Origin of the sequence: Streptomyces sp. NPDC002573, assembly GCF_042889625.1 — a bacterium.
GTDB classification, from domain to species: domain Bacteria; phylum Actinomycetota; class Actinomycetes; order Streptomycetales; family Streptomycetaceae; genus Streptomyces; species Streptomyces gibsoniae.
Genome location: NZ_JBIARC010000036.1, coordinates 74,638 through 95,420 on the forward strand (window position 1 = coordinate 74,638; position 20,783 = coordinate 95,420).

A 20,783-nucleotide genomic window follows, 5' to 3' on the forward strand; every position below is an offset into this window, starting at 1 on the left:
CCGTACCACCTGGTTCGGTGCTGCGCTGCGGCTCAGGTGGTGAGCTCCAACCAGACCGTCTTGCCGCGGCCACTGGGTGAGGTGCCCCAGATACGGGCGAGGCCGTCGACGATGACGAGCCCACGTCCGTGTTCGGCCTGCGCGCTCTCCTCTTCGAGGACGGAGATCGAGGAGGGGATCGGGGGCGTCGAGGCGGAGTCCCGGACCTCTAGACGAACGTGGTCCGGGTACTCGCGCAGCCGCAGGTCGACCTCGCTGTCGGCGTGGATCAGGGCGTTGGTCACCACTTCGGAGACGATGAGTTCCAGATCGTCCGCCGTCGCGTCCCGGCCCCATTCGTGCATGCTGTCGCGGACGAATCTGCGTGCTGTGCGGACGCCCCGCAGATCGTGCCGCTGGATCATCATGCGGTTGACCCGGCCATGGGTGCCCGGCAGCGCGCCCTCGTAGCGGGCGAGCAGCAGGACGACGTCGTCACGGCGCGCCGGCGGCTCGGGGACCGCGGCGGTGAGCCGGTCGGCGAGCCTCTCCAGATTGCCGCCGGCGTCCCGGATGCCGGCGGAGAGCATGGACTGGGCGATGTCCACCACGTCCGCGGTCCGCCGGCCGGCGAGGCCGTCGGTGTAGAGGAGCAGGAGCGAGCCGGGCTCCAGGGTGACGTCGAATGCCTGGTAGGGGGTGTCGGACTGCATGCCGAGCGGTACGTTCGGCGGCGCGTCCAGGGCCTGGACATCTGCGCCGGGTTCGCGCAGCAGAGGTGCCGGATGACCGGCCAGGGCCACTTCGAGCAGACCGCCGGTGGTGTCCAGACAGGCGAAGCAGCAGGTCGCCGTCAACTCGGTGCCGAGTGCGGCGAGGCACTTGCCGGCCCGGTTCAGCACCGCTGCCGGACCATGGCCCTCGGTGGCGTAGGCGAGCACCGTGCTGCGGAACTGGCCCATGGCCGCAGAGCTCTCGATGCCATGGCCCTGCACGTCCCCGACGATCAGCCCCATCTTGTCCTGGGGCAGGGTGATCACGTCGTACCAGTCCCCTCCGACCCCCGTGGTCGCCGGGGCGGGCAGGTAGCGGGCCGTGGTGACCACCTGCGGCAGGTCCGTGAGGATGCGCGGCAGCAGTGTCTTCTGAAGACTCACGGCGAGCATGTGCTCGCTCTCGCTCAGACGGGTTCGTTGCAGCGCCGGCGCCACCATGTCCGCCATGAACATCAGCACCGCCTGCTCCTCGGACTCGAAGGCATGTTCCTTGCCGAAGCCCAGGGAGCAGACACCCGTCGTCCGCCCACTGGCCCGCAGCGGCAGGAACGCCCACGCGTTCTGACCGACGTCGAGCCCGTCGGGGTAAGCGGCCAGCAGGTCGGCGCGGTCCCGGAAGAACCTCGGGTCACGGCCCAGAACGGTGTCGGCCTCCGGTGTGCCGCCGTCGGCGCGCGAGCCGTGCAGATGCTTCACGGTCGCGGCGGACTTGCCGCTGTGGCCCACCACCCACAGCCGGCCGTCCCGGACCAGGCTCAGGACGAGGACCTGGGCGCCGAAAGGCGTCATCATGCGCATCCGGGCGGCCTGGGTGACATCATCGGTGTCCAGCGCCTGATTGAGCGCGTCGCTGAGCTTGCTCAAGTGATACATGCAGGTCATGGGGGCGGAGCCGGGGACACCGGGAAGGCCCCAGCCGCCCGCACGGGACGCCGCGGACGAGGAGCGTGCTCCGAACACCGCGGGCACCAGCAGGGGCGCGGGCCGAAGCGCGAGCGACACCCCGTGCTCCACCAGCGAGGCCAGCCCGCGCGCCAGCCGGTCGCCGGACTCACGGAGGCGCTCGCGCAGGTCGTCGCTCAAAGTGCCCACCTGCGACGGCATCCGGAGGACGGTGAGCACCCCGAACCGGCGGTCGGCGAAGATCAGGGGCGTGGAGGCCACGGTGTAGGGAAAGGGCCCGAGCCCGGCGTACCGAGCCTCGTGCGGAGACACCCACGGCTCCCCGAGGACCACCATGTTCCCGGCCTGCCAGGCCCGTGCGGATGCGTACGGGGCGTCCGGTGCCATCCGCTCCGGCGCCATGAAGATCGAGGGAGGGGTGCCGCAGATCATCGCCGCGCCCAGTTGTCTCTCCGACGGGCTGAAGAGGTAGACGATGCTCGCTTCGGAGTCCATCCGCTCCACCGCTTCGCGCGCTGCGGTGGCCAGCAGCGCGTCGAGCGCTGCCGCGTCTCCTTCAGCGGCGCCGCAGAGGGGGCTGGGGCTGCCTGCCGCGTGGCGACTCATGATTCTCTTCCTGAGATGACCGAAGCGCGCGGCGGGGTGGTCGCCACGGCCGCACGGTCGGTCGCCCCTGTCTCGCGGGCCGGATGTGCGATCCACTCCCCATGGTTACTCCGGAGGGCCATGACTGCAGCCGCGATCCGTTGTTGTGAGCCGCCCCGCCGGTCATGCTTCGTAATGAGGCGAACCCTCTCCGTGACTTCATGGCGTGGCAGCCGTCGCTGTGCCGAGGCCGGTCGGGCTCCGTGTCCTGTGCACCTGGACCCACACCCGCGCCGCCCAGGTCCAGGCCGCCCGCGCCGCCTACGACCGACACGCCGCCGACTGACCATCACCAGAGCCCGACCGCTCCCAGCGTGCGTCCCTGGTCCCCTTCGACGACGGGGGTACCCGGCAGCAACGTGTCCCCGGCTCCGGCTCCGGCTCCGACGACGAGGTCGCCCTGCCGGCGACGACGATGAACGGCACTCTCGATCAACTCCACCGTGCCGTCGGCCGCCTGCGGACCTTCACCTCGGACGCGTCCCACGAACTGCGCGGCCCCCTCACCACGTTGAAAGCCCGCCTCGCACTGGCACCGGCCCGTCCCGACCGAGCCGAGTGGACGAACGCCATCGGCCGCGAAGCCCTGCGCGACACCACCAGGCTTGAGGAGACCGTCGCCGACCTGTCGCCTGTTCACGAACCTCCTCGACAAGAGGAACCCGACGCGCTCACCGGGCAGAGGAGAGCTCCCGGGCGAAGCGGCGGACGGCATCGGTGAAGGCGTCCGGGGCGTCGAAGTTGGCCAGATGCCGTGCCTGTGGGATCAGCTCGATGCGGGCGTGGGGATGGGCGCGGGCGAAGTCCGCCTCGCCCGCCCGGAAGAGGGCGTCCTTCTCGCCGTTCAGGATCAGTACCGGCGCCTTCACCCAGCGCATCGCACCCGCGTCGAAGCGCCCCAGTACCTCGCCCCAGCCGCGGGCAGGGTATGGAAGGCGTAGCCGGCGCGGATGGTCGCCTCCACCACCTCCGGCGGATACAGCCGCCGGAGCAGCCGGTCGTCCCACCGGGTCAGCCGATCCGGCGGTATCCGCGGGACCAACTCGGCGACCAGCCGATACGGCGCCGACCGGAGGCCGCGGGTGGCGGAACTGGCTCCCGCGAGGATCAGCCCGCGCAGCTGGTCCGGACGACGCCGTGCGAACTCCAGCGCGGCGTATCCGCCGAGCGAGTGCCCGACGACCAGGGCCGGCCCACGGCCGAGCGAGTCCACCGCGGAAGCGATGATCTCGGTCGCACCGCTCAGGCTCCAGGGCTGAGCCGAGCGGTCCCCATGGCCGGGCAGGTCCACGGCGGCCACCGGGAACTCGTCCCGGAGCGCGGTGAGCTGCATGCTCCACTGTCCCGCGCTGAAACGCGTCCCGTGCACGAAGACCACGGGCACCGCATCGGCGGCCGTCATCGGTTCCCCCTGGGTGGTAGCGTCCGTAACGTCCAGCCGACTGTAGTGGCGCGCTTCGCCCGCACCGGTCGAGCGAGAGCCGGACAGTGCTCGGACAGCCAACCGTGGTCGCGGGCTCGCGAGTTCATCAGGAGGCGTCGGACGGACGTCGGTGGGAGAAGGGGCGCACGTTGAGTCAGCCGTCGTCGGGTCCGCAGCAGATTCCGGTCGTCGTACTCGCCGGATTCCTGGGGTCGGGCAAGACCACCCTGCTCAACCATCTCCTCCACCACAGCGGAGGCAGCCGCATCGGCGCGATCGTCAACGACTTCGGGGCCATCGAGATCGACGCAATGGCGGTCGCGGGGGCGCTCGGCGACTCCACGGTCTCCCTCGGCAACGGATGCCTGTGCTGCGCCGTCGACGTGAGCGAACTCGACGGCTATCTCGACCGGCTCGCCCAGCCGTCCGCCGGTATCGACGTCATCGTCATCGAGGCCAGCGGGCTCGCCGAGCCGCAGGAACTCGTCCGTATGGTGCTCGCCAGCGAGCAGCCGCGGGTCGTCTACGGGGGACTCGTGGAGGTCGTCGACGCGGTGGAGTTCGACGCCACCCGGGAGAAGCATCCCGAGCTCGACCGGCATCTCGCCCTCGCCGACCTCGTCGTCGTCAACAAGACCGACCGGGTCGGCGAGTGCGGCCGGAGCGGCGAGGGCGAACGGGTCCTCCGGCTCGTGCACACGCTCACCGAAGAGGCCGCGGTCGTACCGGCCGCCTACGGGCGCATCGATCCCGAGCTGCTCTTCGACTGCCGGCCGGCCGAGGAGCGGATCGGACAGTTGTCCTTCGACGACCTCCACCGGCAGCACGACCACGACGACCCGGGCCACCCGCACCCCGCACACCACGCGCACCACACCCATCTGCACGCGGCCCGCCTCTCCTTCCGCTCGGCCGTGCCCATGAACCCCAGGCGGCTGCTGGACTTCCTGGACACCCGGCCGGAGGGGCTCTACCGGATCAAGGGGTACGTCGACTTCGGCGCCGCGGACCCGCGCAACCGGTACGCCGTGCACGCGGTCGGAAGGTTTCTGCGGTTCTACCCGGAGCCGTGGCGCGCCGGCGACGAGCGGCTCACCCAGCTCGTCCTGATCGGGTCCGGCATCGACGCCACCGCCCTGCGCAAGGAACTCCAGACGTGCACGGACGACGCCCCACAGGCCGACGAGCACAGCATGTGGGGCGTTCTTCGATACGTCCGACACGTCCAGGACACGGAGACCGGGGTCACCGAGAACCTCGGTGACCCCGGCGACCCGGAGGTCTGACCTACATCGGTCCCGCCACCGCGGCGACCGTCTTGGCCAGCGACACACCCGAGCCGTCACGCCGCGGGTCCATCTCGGGCAGCTCGGCCGGCGTGCCGTTCTTCTGCGCGGCCCGGGCCGGCACAGGACCCGCCCAGGCGAGTGACAGACAGTCCTCGCCCTTGAGGAACCGCTGGCAGCGGACACCGCCCGTGGCCCGGCCCTTGCGCGGGAACTGGTCGAACGGGGTCAGCTTGGCGGTCGTCTGCACCGAGTCGTCGAGCGTGCCGCGCGAGCCCGCGACGGTGAACACCACCGCTTCGACCGCCGGGTCCACCGCCGTGAAGGAGATCACCTTCGCGCCGTCGGTGAGCTTGATGCCCGCCATGCCTCCCGCCGGGCGGCCCTGCGGACGCACCTGGGACGCCGGGTAGCGCAGCAGCTGTGCGTCGTCCGTGATGAAGACCAGGTCCTCCTCGCCGGTGCGCAGTTCGATCGCGCCGACGATCCGGTCGCCCTCCTTGAGGGTGATGACCTCGAGCTCTTCCCTGTTCGTGGGGTAGTCGGGGACGACACGCTTCACGACGCCCTGTTCCGTACCGAGCGCGAGGCCCGGGGAGGACTCGTCCAGCGTCGTCAGGCAGACCACCGTCTCGTCCGCCTCCAGGGAGACGAACTCCGACACCGGCGCGCCCCCGGAGAGGGTCGGCCGTGCCGCCGTCTCCGGCAGCTGCGGCAGGTCGATCACGTTCACCCGCAGCAGCCGCCCGGCGGACGTCACCGCGCCCACCTCGCCGCGCGCCGTCGCCGCGACCGCCGAGACGATCACGTCGTGCTTGGCGCGCTTGCCCTCGGTGTCCTCCTCGAACGGGTCGCCGTTCGCCGTCCGCGCCAGCAGGCCCGTCGACGACAGCAGCACCCGGCAGGGGGCGTCCTCGACCTGCAGCGAAACCGTCGGGGCCGGAGAGCCGGAGGACTCCAGGAGGACCGTGCGCCGCTCCGTGCCGAACTTCTTGGCCACCGCGGCCAGTTCGGTGGAGACCAGCTTGCGCAGCTCCGCGTCCGACTCCAGGATCCGGGTCAGCTCCGCGATCTCGGCGTTGAGCCGGTCCTTCTCCGCCTCCAGCTCGATGCGGTCGTACTTGGTCAGACGGCGAAGCGGGGTGTCGAGGATGTACTGCGTCTGGACCTCGCTCAGCGAGAAGCGCTCCATCAGGCGCTCCTTGGCCTGCGCCGAGTTGTCGCTGGAGCGGATCAGACGGATGACCTCGTCGATGTCCACCAGTGCGGTGAGCAGGCCCTCCACCAGGTGGAGGCGGTCGCGCCGCTTTCCGCGGCGGAACTCCGAGCGGCGGCGGACGACGTCGAAGCGGTGGTCGAGGTAGACCTCCAGCAGCTCCTTGAGGCCCAGGGTCAGCGGCTGGCCGTCGACCAGGGCCACGTTGTTGATGCCGAAGGACTCCTCCATGGGCGTCAGCTTGTAGAGCTGCTCCAGGACCGCCTCCGGCACGAAGCCGTTCTTGATCTCGATGACCAGGCGCAGCCCGTGCTCGCGGTCGGTGAGGTCCTTGACGTCGGCGATGCCCTGGAGCTTCTTCGAGCCGACCAGGTCCTTGATCTTGCCGATGACCTTCTCCGGGCCGACCGTGAACGGCAGCTCGGTGACGACCAGGCCCTTGCGGCGCGCGGTCACGTCCTCCACAGAGACGGTGGCGCGGATCCTGAAGGTGCCGCGGCCCGTCTCGTAGGCGTCCCGGATGCCCGAGAGGCCGACGATCCGTCCACCGGTCGGCAGGTCCGGGCCCGGGACGTGCTTCATCAGGGTGTCCAGATCCGCGTTGGGGTGGCGGATCAGATGGCGGGCGGCCGCGATGACCTCACCGAGGTTGTGCGGCGGCATGTTGGTGGCCATGCCGACCGCGATGCCCGAGGCGCCGTTCACCAGCAGGTTCGGGAAGGCGGCGGGCAGGGCCACCGGCTCCTGCTCCTGGCCGTCGTAGTTGGGCGCGAAGTCGACCGTGTCCTCTTCGATGGACTCGGTCATCAGGCTCGTCGCCTCGGCCATCCGGCACTCGGTGTACCGCATGGCGGCCGGCGGGTCGTCGTTGCCCAGCGAACCGAAGTTGCCGTGGCCGTCGACGAGGGGTACGCGCATCGAGAAGGGCTGGGCCATGCGCACCAGGGCGTCGTAGATGGACGCGTCGCCGTGCGGGTGCAGTTTACCCATGACCTCGCCCACGACACGGGCGCACTTCACATAGCCGCGCTCAGGGCGCAGGCCCATCTCGTTCATCTGGTAGACGATGCGCCGGTGCACCGGCTTGAGGCCGTCGCGGGCGTCCGGCAGGGCCCTGGAGTAAATGACCGAGTAGGCGTACTCGAGGAAGGAGCCCTGCATCTCGTCGACGACGTCGATGTCGAGGATCTTCTCCTCGTAGGCATCGTCGGGCGGCGGGGTCTTCGTGCTGCGGCGGGCCATTGCTGCCGGCTCCTTCACAGTCTGTGCTGGGCATGAACGTGATCTGACGCCGACCATTGTGGACCGCCGCACCGACAACGCGGACCAGGACCCGTACTACGGAGCCCTCGGCCCGGAAACGGGCGCGTCCTGGGGCTGTCAACACCGTACGGTGTCCTCCACCCCCCGTAATCACGGTCTCGCTCTGGGCGTACGCAGCCCGGGAACTTGGCCACTGGTCCACACGCTTGCATACAGTGACAGGACCGGCAGGAAACCGCGGGTTTCCGCGACTCCGCGATCGAAGGGACGTACATGCCCATGGGTCACACGGCCACAGCCGAGGCAGGCTCCGGGGGCCTGACAGCGACCGAGCACCGCCTGGCCAACGGCTTGCGCGTGGTGCTCTCCGAGGACCACCTGACCCCGGTCGCGGCGGTGTGCCTCTGGTACGACGTCGGCTCGCGTCACGAGGTCGAGGGCCGCACCGGCCTCGCCCACCTCTTCGAGCACCTGATGTTCCAGGGCTCGGGGCAGGTGACGGGCAACGGCCACTTCGAGCTGGTGCAGGGCGCCGGCGGCTCGCTGAACGGCACGACGAGCTTCGAGCGCACGAACTACTTCGAGACCATGCCGGCCCACCAGTTGGAGCTCGCCCTCTGGCTTGAGGCCGACCGCATGGGCTCCCTGCTCGCCGCTCTCGACGACGAGTCCATGGAGAACCAGCGGGACGTCGTGAAGAACGAGCGCCGTCAGCGCTACGACAACGTTCCGTACGGCACCGCCTTCGAGAAGCTGACCTCGCTCGCCTACCCCGAGGGCCACCCGTATCACCACACGCCCATCGGCTCGATGGCGGACCTGGACGCGGCCACCCTGGAGGACGCCCGCGCCTTCTTCCGCACGTACTACGCGCCCAACAACGCCGTCCTCTCCGTCGTCGGGGACATCGACCCGCAGCAGACCCTCGCCTGGGTCGAGAAGTACTTCGGGTCCATCCCGGCCCACGACGGCAAGCCCGCCCCGCGCGACGGCTCGCTGCCCGACGTCATCGGCGAGCAGCTGCGCGAGGTCGTCGAGGAAGAGGTCCCGGCGCGCGCCCTCATGGCCGCCTACCGGCTGCCGCACGACGGCACGCGCGCGTGCGACGCGGCGGACCTGGCCCTCACCATCCTCGGCGGCGGCGAGTCCTCCCGGCTCTACAACCGGCTGGTACGGCGTGACCGCACCGCCGTCGCCGCCGGCTTCGGTCTCCTGCGGCTCGCCGGAGCGCCCTCCCTGGGCTGGCTGGACGTGAAGACCTCCGGTGACGTCGAGGTGCCCGTCATCGAGTCCGCCATCGACGAGGAGCTGGCCCGGTTCGCCGAGCAGGGCCCCACGGCCGAGGAAATGGAGCGCGCCCAGGCCCAGTTGGAGCGCGAATGGTTGGACCGGCTCGGCACGGTCTCCGGCCGCGCCGACGAACTGTGCCGGTTCGCGGTGCTGTTCGGCGACCCGCAGCTGGCCCTGACCGCCGTGCGGCGCGTGCTGGAGGTCACCGCCGAGGAGGTGCAGGAGATCGCCAAGGCCCGCCTGCGCCCCGACAACCGCGCGGTGCTCGTGTACGAGCCGATCGCGGCCGACGCCGCCGAGACCACCACCGCCGAAGGCACCAGCAACGACGAGGAGTCGGCGAAGTGACCGAGCTCGCGACCATGGACTTCCACCCGCAGCCCCAGCCCGGCACGGCCCGGCCCTGGGCGTTCCCCGCACCCGACCGCGGCGCCCTGGACAACGGCCTGACCGTGCTGCGCTGCCACCGCCCCGGCCAGCAGGTCGTCGCCGTGGAGGTGCTCGTCGACGCACCCCTGGACGCCGAGCCGGCCGGCCTCGACGGCGTCGCCACGATCATGGCGCGCGCCTTCTCCGAGGGCACCGACAAGCACTCCGCCGAGGAGTTCGCCGCCGAGCTGGAGCGCTGCGGCGCCACCCTGGACTCGCACGCCGACCACCCCGGGGTGCGCCTGTCCCTCGAAGTGCCCGTCTCCCGCCTCCCGAAGGCGCTCGGGCTGCTCGCCGACGCCCTGAGGGCGCCTGCGTTCGACGAGAGCGAGATCGAGCGCCTGGTGCGCAACCGACTCGACGAGATCCCGCACGAGATGGCCAACCCGGCCCGCCGCGCGGCCAAGGAGCTCTCCAAGGAGCTGTTCCCGGCGACCTCGCGGATGTCACGCCCGCGTCAGGGCACCGAGGAGACGGTCGAGGCCATCGACGCGGCCGCCGTCCGCAGGTTCTACGAGCGGTATGTGCGGCCCTCCACGGCCACCGCCGTCGTGGTCGGCGACCTCACCGGCGTCGACCTCGACGCGCTCCTCGGCGACACCCTCGGGGCCTGGACGGGGGAGCCCGCCAAGCCGCGCCCCGTGCCCCCGGTGACCGCCGACGACACCGGCCGCGTGATCATCGTGGACCGCCCCGGGGCCGTCCAGACGCAGTTGCTCATCGGCCGCGTCGGCGCGGACCGCCACGACCGGGTCTGGCCCGCACAGGTGCTCGGCACGTACTGCCTCGGCGGCACCCTCACCTCCCGCCTGGACCGCGTCCTGCGGGAGGAGAAGGGCTACACCTACGGTGTGCGGGCGTTCGGCCAGGTGCTGCGCTCCGCGCCCGACGGCACCGGCGCCGCGATGCTCGCCATCAGCGGCTCCGTCGACACGCCGAACACCGGCCCGGCGCTCGACGACCTCTGGAAGGTGCTGCGCACCCTCGCCGCCGAGGGGCTGACGGACGCCGAGCGCGATGTGGCCGTGCAGAACCTGGTGGGTGTGGCGCCGCTCAAGTTCGAGACCGCGGCGGCCGTCGCGAGCACGCTCGCCGACCAGGTCGAGCAGCATCTGCCGGACGACTTCCAGTCGACGCTCTATCAGCGGCTCGCCGGCACAGGCACGGTCGAGGCCACGGCCGCCGTCGTGAACGCCTTCCCGGTGGACCGTCTGGTGACCGTCCTGGTCGGTGACGCCGCGCAGATCGAGGAGCCCGTCAAGGCGCTCGGCATCGGCGAAGTGCACGTCGTACGGGCCGAGTAGACACTCCTCGTAGGAGCCCGGAACGGCGACGTTCCGAAGGGGCCCTGGTGACGACCTCCGTCACCAGGGCCCTGCCCTTTGGGTTTTGTCCGTATTGCCATAGAGGCTGCCCCTCTGCCCTGTGGGATGCGCTACAAACCCCATGCTCGGTTTGCCGGGGGACGAAGGGCCCTTCTAGCGTCTGTCGGGCTGTCCGTCAGGCAGTGCGCCGCACCCGCGGCACCGGACAGTCATCGCCGAGTCCCCGTACGGCGCGAGCCAGGGGAGCCGGGGACCCACCTTCTCGCGCCGCGCTCGCGGCCGGAGGGGCCCACTCTCGTCGCCTTCGCGCCGGAAGGGCCCACGCAGTCCCTGGGGTGAATCGGGCGCCAGCCCGTAGGAGACCTTCCTGCTCCGAACCCGTCAGCTAACCCGGTAGGCGAGAGGGAAGGAAAGGACCAGCCACTTCATGGCGTTCACCTGCGCCACCGGGAAGCACCGCCGTCCGAGCCGTGTGCAGCGCACGGCCGCGAACGCGATGGGCGTCGCGGCGCTCACCACCACCGGGGCCATCGGCACCCTGGCCGCCCCGGCCTTCGCCGCCGGGCACCCCGTCGAGGAGACGGGGCTCATGCAGGCCGTCACCCTCGGCGACTCGGTCGCGGAGAAGATCGACGCTCAGGCGGCCGCCCAGAAGCAGGCCGCCGAGGCCGCGCGCCGGGAAGCCGCGGAGAAGGCGCGCAAAGAGCGCGAGGCCAAGGTCCGCGCCGCCCGCGAGGCCGAGCGCGAGCGCCTGAACGCGTTCGTGGTGCCGATCTACCACTCGTACGTCTCCACCGGCTACAAGGCCGGCGGCTCCCTGTGGTCCTCCGGCACCCACACCGGCATCGACTTCCACGCAGCCACGGGCACGCCCGTCCACGCGGTCGGCGCGGGCACCATCGTGGAGACCGGCTGGGGCGGCGCGTACGGCAACCAGATCGTCATCAGGATGAACGACGGCACCTACACGCAGTACGGCCATCTCTCGTCCATCGGTGTCCAGGTGGGCCGGCACGTCACCCCCGGGCAGCAGATCGCCCTCTCCGGGGCCACGGGCAACACGACCGGGCCGCACCTCCACTTCGAGGCGCGCACCACCCCGGAGTACGGCTCGGACATGGACCCGGTCGCCTACCTCAGGTCACACGGCGTGAACGTCTGAGAGTCGGCCGCCCCAGGGCGCCCGCTGATGTGATGGTCCCGGCCCCTCGGCCGGGCCTTCCTCGTTTCGAACTCCTGTCTGTCCAAAAAATATCCATGGATTCCGGCCTGCCGTCGGAAATTCCGGCCCGCTGCAATAGAGTCGGCTGGACACGCGTCGACCGGGGACGTTTCGCGGGGATTAAGGCGGTGGTCGGGCATGCGTATTCCGGCGCACTCGGTATGCACGGCGATCCGTGACGACATCGTCGCGGGTCTCTACGAGCGCGGCAGCCGGCTCACCGAGGAACTCCTCGCCCGCCGCTACGGCGTCTCCCGCGTCCCCGTACGAGAGGCCCTGCGCACCCTGGAGGCCGAGGGCTTCGTCGTCACCCGAAGACACGCGGGCGCGTGTGTCGCGGAACCCACCGAGCAGGAGGCCGCCGACCTGCTGGAGATGCGGATGCTGCTGGAGCCGCTGGGGGCCGCGCGCGCCGCACAGCGCCGCACCGAGGCCCATCTCAAGGTGCTGCGCGGCCTGGTCAGACTGGGCCAGGAGCGCGCCAGGCGGGGTCCCAGCGAGGATCTGCGCTCACTGGACGGCTGGTTCCACGAGACCCTGGCGCAGGCCTGCGGCAGCCCCGCGCTCACCTCGACGCTCGGCCAGCTGCGCCACAAGATCGTCTGGATGTACGCGGTCGAGGCACCGGTCAGCCCCGTGGAGTCCTGGGCCGAGCACGGCGCCATCGTGGACGCCGTCGCGCGCGGCGACAGCGAGCGGGCGCGCGCCATCACGGCGCTGCACACCGAGCGCGCGACCGCCGCGCACCGGCTGCGTCCACCAGGCGCGGGCAACCGCGCGGACCGTGTGAGGACTTCGCAACATGCCGTAAACGTGTCGGGGTTCCGGCATTAACACAGGCGCCGTATACAAAGAGAGATATTCCGCGAAGCCCATTTCGGCTGCCCTCGTTCTCGCGCGCCCCGATAAATCCGGCGTACGTGATTTCCGGGTGTCGCGAGCAATTCTCAAGACCGCGCCGAATTTCTCGCGTGCACACCACCGGGGTGCGAAGTCCACCGCGCCCCCTGTCGTAGGACGGCGAAAGCCGCGCCCCCCGGGGGAGGCGCGGCTTTCGTGACCGGGGTGTCCGAAGGGTCAGACGGTCTCGGGGAGCTCCTCGAGGCCCTCGGCGACCAGCTTGGCCAGGCGGTCCAGTGCGGCGTCCGCGCCGTCCGCGTCGGAGGCCAGGACGACCTCCTCGCCGCCCTGGGCGCCCAGGCCCAGAACCGCCAGCATGGACGCGGCGTTGACGGGGTTGCCGTCGGCCTTGGCGATGGTCACGGGGACGCCGGAGGCCGTTGCCGCCCGGACGAAGATGGAGGCGGGACGGGCGTGGAGGCCCTCGGCCCAGCCGACGTTGACGCGGCGCTCAGCCATGTGTTGCTGCCCTTCGGTTTCAGGGTTGTCTAGACCAGTTTTCCATATGGTGAAGCGTTCCCGGACCGGACGGAAGCCCCCTCCCCGGACGGTCCGCATGCTGGACGGTCCGGGCACGGTTCCCCCAGCCTGCCTCGCGCCGTCGTCGGACGCGAGCCGTACTCTGGGGCCCATGCAGACCGCGTCGGACCGGCACGAGTACCCCGCCCACTGGGAGGCCGACGTGGTGCTCCGCGACGGTGGTACCGCGCGCATCAGGCCCATCACCGTTGATGACGCCGAGCGTCTCGTCAGCTTCTACGAGCAGGTCTCCGCCGAGTCGAAGTACTACCGCTTCTTCGCGCCGTACCCACGTCTGTCCGCCAGGGACGTCCACCGCTTCACGCACCACGACTTTGTGGACAGGGTGGGACTCGCGGCCACGATCGGGGGCGAGTTCATCGCCACCGTACGCTACGACCGGATCGGCGCCGACGGCATGCCCGCCTCCGCACCCTCCGACGAGGCCGAGGTCGCCTTCCTCGTGCAGGACGCCCACCAGGGACGCGGGGTCGCGTCGGCCCTCCTCGAACACATCGCGGCGGTCGCCAGGGAGCGCGGCATCCGCCGGTTCGCCGCCGAGGTGCTGCCCGCCAACTCCAAGATGATCAAGGTGTTCACGGACGCCGGGTACCAGCAGAAGCGCAGCTTCGAGGACGGCGTCGTACGCCTGGAACTGGACCTGGAGCCCACCGACCGGTCGCTGGCCGTGCAGCGGGCGCGGGAGCAGCGGGCCGAGGCACGGTCGGTGCAGCGGCTGCTGGCCCCCGGCTCGGTCGCCGTCATCGGCGCGGGCCGCACACCCGGGGGGGTGGGTCGCAGTGTGCTCGACAACCTCAGGGACGGCGGGTACACCGGCCGCCTGTACGCGGTGAACAAGGCCTTCGAGGGGGATCGCAAGGAACTCGACGGGGTGCCCGCCCACCGGTCGATCCGTGAGATCCCCGAGCCGGTGGATCTCGCGGTCGTCGCCGTCCCCGCGGAGGACGCCCCCGAGGTCGTCGCCGAGTGCGGCGAGCACGGGGTGCAGGGGCTGGTGGTGATCTCCGCGGGATACGCCGAGAGCGGACCGGACGGCCGCGAGCGGCAGCGGGATCTGCTGCGCCTGGTGCGGTCGTACGGGATGCGGATCATCGGGCCCAACGCCTTCGGGATCATCAACACCTCACCGGACGTCCGGCTCAACGCCTCCCTGGCACCCGAGATGCCGCGCACCGGGCGCATAGGGCTGTTCGCCCAGTCCGGCGCCATCGGTATCGCGCTGCTCTCGCGGCTGCACCGGCGCGGCGGAGGCGTCACGGGGGTCACCGGCGTGTCGACCTTCGTCTCCTCCGGGAACCGGGCGGACGTCTCGGGCAACGACGTCCTCCAGTACTGGTACGAGGACCCGGACACCGATGTCGCCCTGATGTACCTGGAGACCATCGGCAGCCCGCGCAAGTTCAACCGGCTCGCACGGCGCACGGCCGCCGCCAAGCCGCTGGTCGTGGTGCAGGGCGCACGGCACGGAGGCGCCCCCCAGGGCCACGCCGTACGCGCCACGCGGCTGCCGCACGCCACGGTCTCGGCGCTGCTGCGGCAGGCCGGGGTGATCCGGGTGGACACGATCACGGAACTGGTGGACGCGGGGCTGCTGCTGGCCCGCCAGCCGCTGCCCGCGGGGCCCCGGGTGGCGATCCTCGGCAACTCCGAGTCGCTCGGCCTGCTGACCTACGACGCCTGCCTGACGGAAGGGCTGCGCCCGCTGCCGCCGCTCGACCTGACGACGGCGGCGTCGCCCGAGGACTTCCACCGGGCGCTGACCACGGCACTCACCGACGACGCGTGCGACGCCGTCGTCGTGACGGCCATCCCGACGGTGGGGGAGGCCTCGGCCGGGGACGCGGCGCTCGCACAGGCCCTCCGCTCGGCCGCCGCGGCGGCCCCTGCGAAGCCGGTGCTCGTGGTCCACGTCGAACTGGGCGGGCTCGCCGAGGCCCTGTCCGCCGCGGCCAGCACCTCGCCCCAGGGCCGGCGCGCCGACGTTCCGCCCCCGGTGGAACTGCCGCCCACCACGGTCCAGCCCCCGTCGGACGCCCGGCTGATCCCCGCCTACCCCGCCGCCGAACGCGCCGTGCGGGCGCTGGCGGAAGCGGTCAGATACGCCCAGTGGCGACGCGACACCGCCGAGCCCGGCAAGGTGCCCGAGTACGACGACATCGACGAGAAGGGGGCCGCCGCGCTGATCGGGCGGCTGCTCGCGCGGGGCCAGGGCCTCACGCTCGGCAGCGACGAGACCTGCGACCTGCTGACGCGGTACGGCATCCACGTCCGCAGGGCCCTGCCCGCGCCCACTTCCGACGCCGCCGCCCGGGCCGCCCTGGCGATCGGCTATCCGGTCGCCCTCAAGGCCACCGCGCCGCATCTGCGGCACCGCGCCGACCTGGGCGGGGTCCGCCTCGACCTGGCCGGCGAGGAGCAACTGCGGCGCGCGTACGCCGAATTGACCGAGCTGTTCGGGAAGCCGGAGGAGCTGCGGCCGGTCGTCCAGGGCATGGCGCCACGCGGCGTGGACACGCTCGTGCGGGCCGTGATCGACCCGGCGGCGGGCGCCGTGCTGTCCTTCGGGCTCGCCGGAGCCGCCTCACAACTCCTCGACGACATGGCGCACCGCTTGATTCCGGTCACCGACCGCGACGCCGGTTCCCTGGTCCGGTCGATCCGGACGGCGCCGCTCCTGTTCGGCTGGCGCGGCTCCGCTCCCGTGGACACACCCGCCCTCGAGGAGCTGATGCTGCGCGTGTCACGGCTGGTCGCCGATCACCCCGAGGTCGTCGCGGTCACCCTGGAACCCGTCGTCGTATCCCCCCGAGGCCTCAGCGTGCTCGGCGCCTCCGTGCGCCTCGCGCCGCCACCCGCCCGTGGCGATCTCGGTCCGAGGACGCTTCCGCCGTACTGAGCGGTGACGAGCGGTGCCTCGCAGTCAGTGGGTCCCCGTAGGATGGACGTCATGGCCAAGACCAGTACGACGACCCAGGGGCTGCGCGCGGCGATCGAGCGCAGCGGCTACTACCCGGCTCTCGTGGCCGAAGCGGTGGAAGCCGCGGTGGGCGGCGAGCCCATCCGGTCGTACCTGGTCCACCAGGAGACCACGTTCGACGCGAACGAGGTCCGTCGCCATGTCACCGTGCTGGTTCTCACCGGCACCCGTTTCATCGTGAGCCACACCGACGAGCAGGCCGCGGACGACACCTCCCCGTCGCCGTACGCCACGACGTCTACGGAGTCGGTGAAGCTCGGCCGGATCTCGTCGGTCGTCGTCAGCCGCATGGTCGCCAACCCCGAGTCCTACACGCCGGGCACCCTGCCGCGCGAGGTCGTGCTGACCATCGGCTGGGGTGCCGTCTCCCGTATCGACCTGGAGCCCGCCGCCTGCGGCGACCCCAACTGCGAGGCGGACCACGGATACACGGGCAGCTCGACGGCGGACGACCTCAGCCTCCGGGTCAGCGAGGCCGGGGACGGTCCGGAGACGGTGCGCCAGGCGCTCGCCTTCGCGCAGTCCCTCTCCGAGGCGACCGCGGATCTGAACCACTGATGGCGCTGCCCACCTGGGAGGACCACCCGGAGCCACTCGCCGCCGGGTCCGCGCCCCTGCCCCAGTACGGATCCGGTTCCCTCGCCGACCTTCTACCCACCCTGGCCGCGGGCATGGGCGTGCCGGGCCAGACCCCGGTGATCGCGGAACTGACCGCCGCCGACCGCAACTGCGTGTTCCTGATCGACGGTCTCGGCTGGGAGCAGCTCAAGGCGCACCCCGACGAGGCGCCGTTCCTCACCTCGCTGCTGGCGTCCTCCCGCGGCGGCACCGGCCGCCCCCTGACCGCGGGCTACCCGGCGACCACCGCGACCTCGCTCGCCTCGGTCGGCACCGGTCTGCCGCCGGGGGCGCACGGGCTGCCCGGATACACGGTCCGCAACCCGGAGACCGGCGAGCTGATGAACCAGCTCCGCTGGCAGCCCTGGACGGACCCGTACGCCTGGCAGCCGTACCCGACCGTGTTCCAGCTCGCGGACGCGGCCGGTGTGCACACCGCCCAGGTGTCCTCCCCGACCTTCGAGCACACCCCGCTCACCAAGGTCGCGCTCAGCGGCGGCACCTTCCGCGGCCGGCTGACCGGTGAGGACCGGATGGACCTGGCGGCTGAGCAACTCGCCGCCGGCGACCGCTCGTTGGTGTACACGTACTACGCCGAGCTGGACGGCGCCGGCCACCGCTACGGCGTCGACTCCGACGCCTGGCGCGGCCAGCTCATGTGTGTCGACCGGCTCGCCCAGCGCCTGGCGGAGCAGTTGCCGCCGCGCACCGCGCTGTACGTCACCGCCGACCACGGCATGATCGACATCCCGTTCGACGAGCAGCACCGCATCGACTTCGACGAGGACTGGGAGCTGCGCGCCGGAGTCGCCCTGCTGGGCGGCGAGGGACGCGCCCGGCACGTCTACGCCCTGCCCGGCGCCCAGGACGACGTGCTGACCTGCTGGCGCGAGGTGCTCGGCGAGCAGTTCTGGGTGGCCTCGCGGGACGAGGCGATCGCGGCCGGCTGGTTCGGCCCGCACATCGACGAACGGGTGTACGCCCGCATCGGTGACGTGGTCGCGGCGGCCCACGACGACGTGCTCATCATCGCCTCGGAGCGGGAGCCGAAGGAGTCGTCGATGGTCGGCAACCACGGCTCGATGACAGCCGTGGAGCAGCTGGTGCCGCTGCTCGAAGTCCGAACCTGAGCAGGGGGCGCACGCCCGCGCTCTCTGCCCCTCCCGTCGCCTCCGCGCGCCCCCTTCTTCCGTCCCGCCCCGAAAGGCCGCACTTTCCCATGCCCGAGCTGGTGTTCTTCTCCGGAACGATGGACTGCGGGAAGTCGACTTTGGCGCTCCAGATCGGACATAACCGCTCAGCTCGGGGGCTTCGGGGTGTGATCTTCACGCGGGATGACCGGGCGGGCGAGGGGAAGCTGTCCTCGCGACTGGGCCTGGTGACAGAAGCCGTCGAGGCCACCGAGGGTATGGATGTGTACGGATATGTGGTCGATCAGTTGTCCAAGGGCGGTAAGGTAGATTATGTGATCGTCGACGAGGCGCAGTTCCTCGCACCGGCGCAAATTGATCAGTTGGCGCGGGTTGTGGACGATCTCGGGCTCGATGTCTTTGCCTTCGGCATCACCACCGACTTCCGCACCAAGCTCTTTCCCGGCTCGCAGCGGCTGATCGAGCTGGCCGACCGGATCGAGACCCTCCAGGTGGAGGCGTTGTGCTGGTGCGGCGCGCGGGCAACGCACAACGCCCGTACGGTGGCTGGGGAGATGGTGGTCGAGGGTGCTCAGGTGGTTGTGGGTGATGTCAACCGCCCGGTGGAGGAGATCGGTTACGAGGTTCTGTGCCGCCGCCATCATCTCCGCAGGATGACCAGCGCTTCAGCCCGTGCGGGCGCGTTGTCCCCCGATGTCCTGCCGGTTACATCGGATTGACGACGTGGTGGAGTTCCGCTTCAACGTTCGGAGTGTCAGCTGGATTTGCCGCAGACCGGCCGCGGAATCCGTATCCGACGGGCCACGGCGGGGCGGCTGGTGCCGACGGTGGGGTGTCGGCACCGTCACCCGGAGCGTCGCGTCAGGGCGCCGTAGGGTCCGTTGTGGCCGATGGGCGTCGGCCGGTCCGCAGGTTCGAGTCCTGGGCGGGGGACTCGGAGCATGGGGACGGGCGGAAGCGCTGGTCGGCGGCGGGCAGCTGGTCATTCAAATGGGCTCTCCTGTCGGATCCGTGGGTTGGTGGTTATGCGGTTTGACGGCCTGGCAGGTGGGGGCGATGTCCGCCGAGGCTGAGCATGGCCAGGGCGATGAGGGCGTCGGGGTCCTTGAAGCCGAAGGCCATGCGGCTGATCAACCGGATCTTGGTGTTCATGCTTTCCACCAGACCGTTGCTCAGCCCGTGCTCAGCGGCGGCCACGATGGCGTCCCAGTGCTTGACGATGGCGCGCTGGAGCTTCACGAAGGGTTCCAGGCGGGATCGCCGGGCCCAGGTCACCCAGTCCCACAGTGCCTCGGCGATGTTCTCGCCCTGCTTGAGGGCAACCCGCAGGCCCTCCTTGAGCAGGTAGGCGCGGTGCAGGGTCGGATGGGCCTTGGCGATGAAGGCGAGTTGAACGCGCTGGCCGGCGGTGAGGTCCTCGGGGTTCTTCCACAGCGCGAAGCGGGCCTTCTTCAGTGACCGCGAGCCGCGCGTCGCGCGGCCCTTCCCGCCGCGCTCGGCGTTCCACACGGCGCGGCGAACCTCGTCCAGGGCCTCGGTGGCCCAGTGGAGTCGGACCGGGGCGCGGTGCCAGCGTTTCGGCTGGTCCGTTTCCCCGGCCCGCTCCCCGAACCGGACGTGCGAGTTGGCCCCGCATCCGGCTCTCCACGAGTCCATGCGGTGGGTTATTGGGCTGTTCTGACCGCTGCGGGCGTCCACGGCGTTGGGATCGCTGTTCCCCGGTAGCGATACCGGGTGACCGGGACCGCGCGGGCGTCGAACAGCGTCATCTCGCCGTCTGTCGGCCACCACCGTGGAAGGTAGCGGCGTCGGAGCTGCTTCCAGTTGATGCGGCGGTGCTTGCGGCGGAGCCATCCGACGACCCTGCCCCAGGTGTACTGGTGCAGGAACGCGAAGGTCGCCTTGGACACGCCGTGCTTGAAGTAGCCGGTCCGGCCCCGCAGTACCGCGTTGATCTGCCTGAGCAGTTCGGCAAGCGGCTGGTTGGTTCCCTGCCTGGTGATCGCCTTGATCTTGGCCATCGCGGAGTCGAGCGACTTCTTTGCGGGCCAGGTATAGACGTACCACTTGTTCGATCCCTGCTGGCGCTGCCGCTGGATGCGGAAGCCCAGGAAGATGAACCCCTCGTCGATGTGCACGACGGTGGTCTTCTCCTCGGACAACCTCAGCCCCACGGTGGTCAACACCGTGGCGACCTCGCCCCGCAGGGCCTCGGCGTGTGCGCGGGTGCCCGACACCATGATCACAAAGTCGTCCGCGTAGCGGACGATCTTGTAGGTGGGCAGTCCCTTGCGTCGCCGATAGCTGCGGGCCTGGTTGTTCTTGCCGAACGTCGCCCATGCGGCCGTGATGTGCTCATCAAGGACCGACAGGGCGATGTTGGCGAGGAGCGGGGAGAGGATGCCGCCTTGCGGGGTGCCGGTGCGGGTGTCCCTAAGGATGGCGTCCTCGGAGAGGACACCTGCCTTCAAGAACGCCTTGACCAGCGACAAGACGCGTTTGTCCCCGATTCGTGCCCGCACCCGGTCCATGAGGGCGACATGCGAGATTTCGTCGAAGCAGGCCCTGATGTCACCTTCGAGCACCCACTCGTAGGAGCGGGAGCCCAGTTGGTGGATCTCGGCGATCGCGTCCTGTGCCCGCCTGTTGGGGCGGAAGCCGTAGGAGACCGGCTTGAAGTCCGCCTCGAAGACAGGTTCGAGGACCATCTTGAGCGCTGCCTGCACGACCCGATCCCGCGCGGTGGGCATGGCGGCTTCATACTGCCCCTCCTGCTGTGATGGTTCGGGTTTTCGGGGTGAGGTGCCCGGATTCGGCGATGCGCCGCAGGCAGGCGGCTT

The 20,783-nt window shown here is 70.8% G+C and carries 13 protein-coding genes, 2 pseudogenes and 1 riboswitch; of the genes and pseudogenes, 9 read left to right on the top strand and 6 right to left on the bottom strand.

Annotation, left to right across the window (positions count from 1 at the left end; translation table 11 throughout):
• Window positions 1-32: 32 nt before the first annotated feature.
• The gene (locus ACFYX0_RS29410) at window positions 33-2,264 is read right to left on the bottom strand and encodes a SpoIIE family protein phosphatase (RefSeq protein WP_355923601.1); all 2,232 of its coding nucleotides are present in this window, start codon (window positions 2,262-2,264) and stop codon (window positions 33-35) included.
• 710 nt (window positions 2,265-2,974) lie between these two features.
• Window positions 2,975-3,705: pseudogene (locus ACFYX0_RS29415) on the bottom strand (alpha/beta fold hydrolase).
• Between the two features lie 170 nt (window positions 3,706-3,875).
• Between ACFYX0_RS29415 and ACFYX0_RS29420 the strand changes: the two are divergent.
• A complete protein-coding gene (locus ACFYX0_RS29420; protein WP_388974497.1) occupies window positions 3,876-5,012 on the top strand; it encodes a CobW family GTP-binding protein in 1,137 nt (378 codons plus the stop codon).
• A gap of 1 nt (window position 5,013) precedes the next feature.
• On the opposite strand, the gene ACFYX0_RS29425 is transcribed toward ACFYX0_RS29420, so the two are convergent.
• Window positions 5,014-7,470 (bottom strand): DNA topoisomerase (ATP-hydrolyzing) subunit A, encoded by a 2,457-nt coding sequence (locus ACFYX0_RS29425; protein ID WP_388974498.1) that lies wholly within the window; start codon window positions 7,468-7,470, stop codon window positions 5,014-5,016.
• Between the two features lie 294 nt (window positions 7,471-7,764).
• Between ACFYX0_RS29425 and ACFYX0_RS29430 the strand changes: the two genes are divergently transcribed.
• The 4 genes from ACFYX0_RS29430 to ACFYX0_RS29445 all read left to right on the top strand — a co-directional run bounded on the left by ACFYX0_RS29430 (window position 7,765) and on the right by ACFYX0_RS29445 (window position 12,591).
• Entirely contained in the window at window positions 7,765-9,129 is a 1,365-nt protein-coding gene (locus tag ACFYX0_RS29430) for a pitrilysin family protein (RefSeq protein WP_311691918.1), read from the top strand.
• On the top strand, window positions 9,126-10,514 hold the full coding sequence (locus tag ACFYX0_RS29435) for a pitrilysin family protein (protein ID WP_355923606.1): 1,389 nt from the start codon (window positions 9,126-9,128) through the stop codon (window positions 10,512-10,514). The genes ACFYX0_RS29430 and ACFYX0_RS29435 overlap by 4 nt, the downstream gene beginning before the upstream one ends.
• Window positions 10,515-10,738: 224 nt before the next feature.
• Window positions 10,739-10,950: riboswitch (cyclic di-AMP (ydaO/yuaA leader) on the top strand.
• A gap of 12 nt (window positions 10,951-10,962) precedes the next feature.
• Window positions 10,963-11,697 (top strand): M23 family metallopeptidase, encoded by a 735-nt coding sequence (locus tag ACFYX0_RS29440; protein ID WP_388974500.1) that lies wholly within the window; start codon window positions 10,963-10,965, stop codon window positions 11,695-11,697.
• Between the two features lie 198 nt (window positions 11,698-11,895).
• Complete coding sequence (locus ACFYX0_RS29445; protein ID WP_388974502.1) at window positions 11,896-12,591, top strand: GntR family transcriptional regulator; 696 nt, start codon at window positions 11,896-11,898, stop codon at window positions 12,589-12,591.
• A 243-nt stretch (window positions 12,592-12,834) separates the two neighbouring features.
• On the opposite strand, the gene ACFYX0_RS29450 is transcribed toward ACFYX0_RS29445, so the two are convergent.
• Window positions 12,835-13,116, bottom strand: a complete 282-nt coding sequence (locus ACFYX0_RS29450) for an HPr family phosphocarrier protein (RefSeq protein WP_355920220.1) — start codon at window positions 13,114-13,116, stop codon at window positions 12,835-12,837.
• A 172-nt stretch (window positions 13,117-13,288) separates the two neighbouring features.
• On the opposite strand from ACFYX0_RS29450, the gene ACFYX0_RS29455 reads away from it, so the two are divergent.
• From ACFYX0_RS29455 to ACFYX0_RS29470, 4 genes are all read left to right on the top strand, one after another.
• Window positions 13,289-16,093, top strand: a complete 2,805-nt coding sequence (locus tag ACFYX0_RS29455; protein WP_388974504.1) for a GNAT family N-acetyltransferase — start codon at window positions 13,289-13,291, stop codon at window positions 16,091-16,093.
• A 51-nt stretch (window positions 16,094-16,144) separates the two neighbouring features.
• Entirely contained in the window at window positions 16,145-16,732 is a 588-nt protein-coding gene (locus ACFYX0_RS29460) for a DUF5998 family protein (RefSeq protein ID WP_311691927.1), read from the top strand.
• Window positions 16,732-17,922, top strand: coding sequence for an alkaline phosphatase family protein (locus ACFYX0_RS29465; RefSeq protein ID WP_388974506.1), 1,191 nt, complete (start codon window positions 16,732-16,734; stop codon window positions 17,920-17,922). Before ACFYX0_RS29460 ends, ACFYX0_RS29465 begins: the two co-directional genes overlap by 1 nt.
• A gap of 89 nt (window positions 17,923-18,011) precedes the next feature.
• Window positions 18,012-18,662 carry a thymidine kinase gene (locus tag ACFYX0_RS29470; RefSeq protein WP_388974508.1) on the top strand — a complete coding sequence of 217 codons (651 nt, stop codon included), beginning with the start codon at window positions 18,012-18,014 and terminating at the stop codon, window positions 18,660-18,662.
• A 304-nt stretch (window positions 18,663-18,966) separates the two neighbouring features.
• On the opposite strand, the pseudogene ACFYX0_RS29475 reads toward ACFYX0_RS29470, so the two are convergent.
• Window positions 18,967-19,488: pseudogene (locus ACFYX0_RS29475) on the bottom strand (transposase); the annotation flags it as partial.
• Between the two features lie 119 nt (window positions 19,489-19,607).
• A complete protein-coding gene (locus tag ACFYX0_RS29480; protein ID WP_388974510.1) occupies window positions 19,608-20,693 on the bottom strand; it encodes a reverse transcriptase domain-containing protein in 1,086 nt (361 codons plus the stop codon).
• Between the last annotated feature and the right edge of the window lie 90 nt (window positions 20,694-20,783).

Coding starts and splice junctions, on each gene's coding strand:
- ACFYX0_RS29410 (WP_355923601.1), bottom strand. CDS start 2,264: ATGAGTCGCCACGCGGCAGGCAGCCCCAGCCCCCTCTGCGGCGCCGCT.
- ACFYX0_RS29425 (WP_388974498.1), bottom strand. CDS start 7,470: ATGGCCCGCCGCAGCACGAAGACCCCGCCGCCCGACGATGCCTACGAG.
- ACFYX0_RS29430 (WP_311691918.1), top strand. CDS start 7,765: ATGCCCATGGGTCACACGGCCACAGCCGAGGCAGGCTCCGGGGGCCTG.
- ACFYX0_RS29440 (WP_388974500.1), top strand. CDS start 10,963: ATGGCGTTCACCTGCGCCACCGGGAAGCACCGCCGTCCGAGCCGTGTG.
- ACFYX0_RS29445 (WP_388974502.1), top strand. CDS start 11,896: ATGCGTATTCCGGCGCACTCGGTATGCACGGCGATCCGTGACGACATC.
- ACFYX0_RS29450 (WP_355920220.1), bottom strand. CDS start 13,116: ATGGCTGAGCGCCGCGTCAACGTCGGCTGGGCCGAGGGCCTCCACGCC.
- ACFYX0_RS29455 (WP_388974504.1), top strand. CDS start 13,289: ATGCAGACCGCGTCGGACCGGCACGAGTACCCCGCCCACTGGGAGGCC.
- ACFYX0_RS29460 (WP_311691927.1), top strand. CDS start 16,145: ATGGCCAAGACCAGTACGACGACCCAGGGGCTGCGCGCGGCGATCGAG.
- ACFYX0_RS29465 (WP_388974506.1), top strand. CDS start 16,732: ATGGCGCTGCCCACCTGGGAGGACCACCCGGAGCCACTCGCCGCCGGG.
- ACFYX0_RS29470 (WP_388974508.1), top strand. CDS start 18,012: ATGCCCGAGCTGGTGTTCTTCTCCGGAACGATGGACTGCGGGAAGTCG.
- ACFYX0_RS29480 (WP_388974510.1), bottom strand. CDS start 20,693: ATGCCCACCGCGCGGGATCGGGTCGTGCAGGCAGCGCTCAAGATGGTC.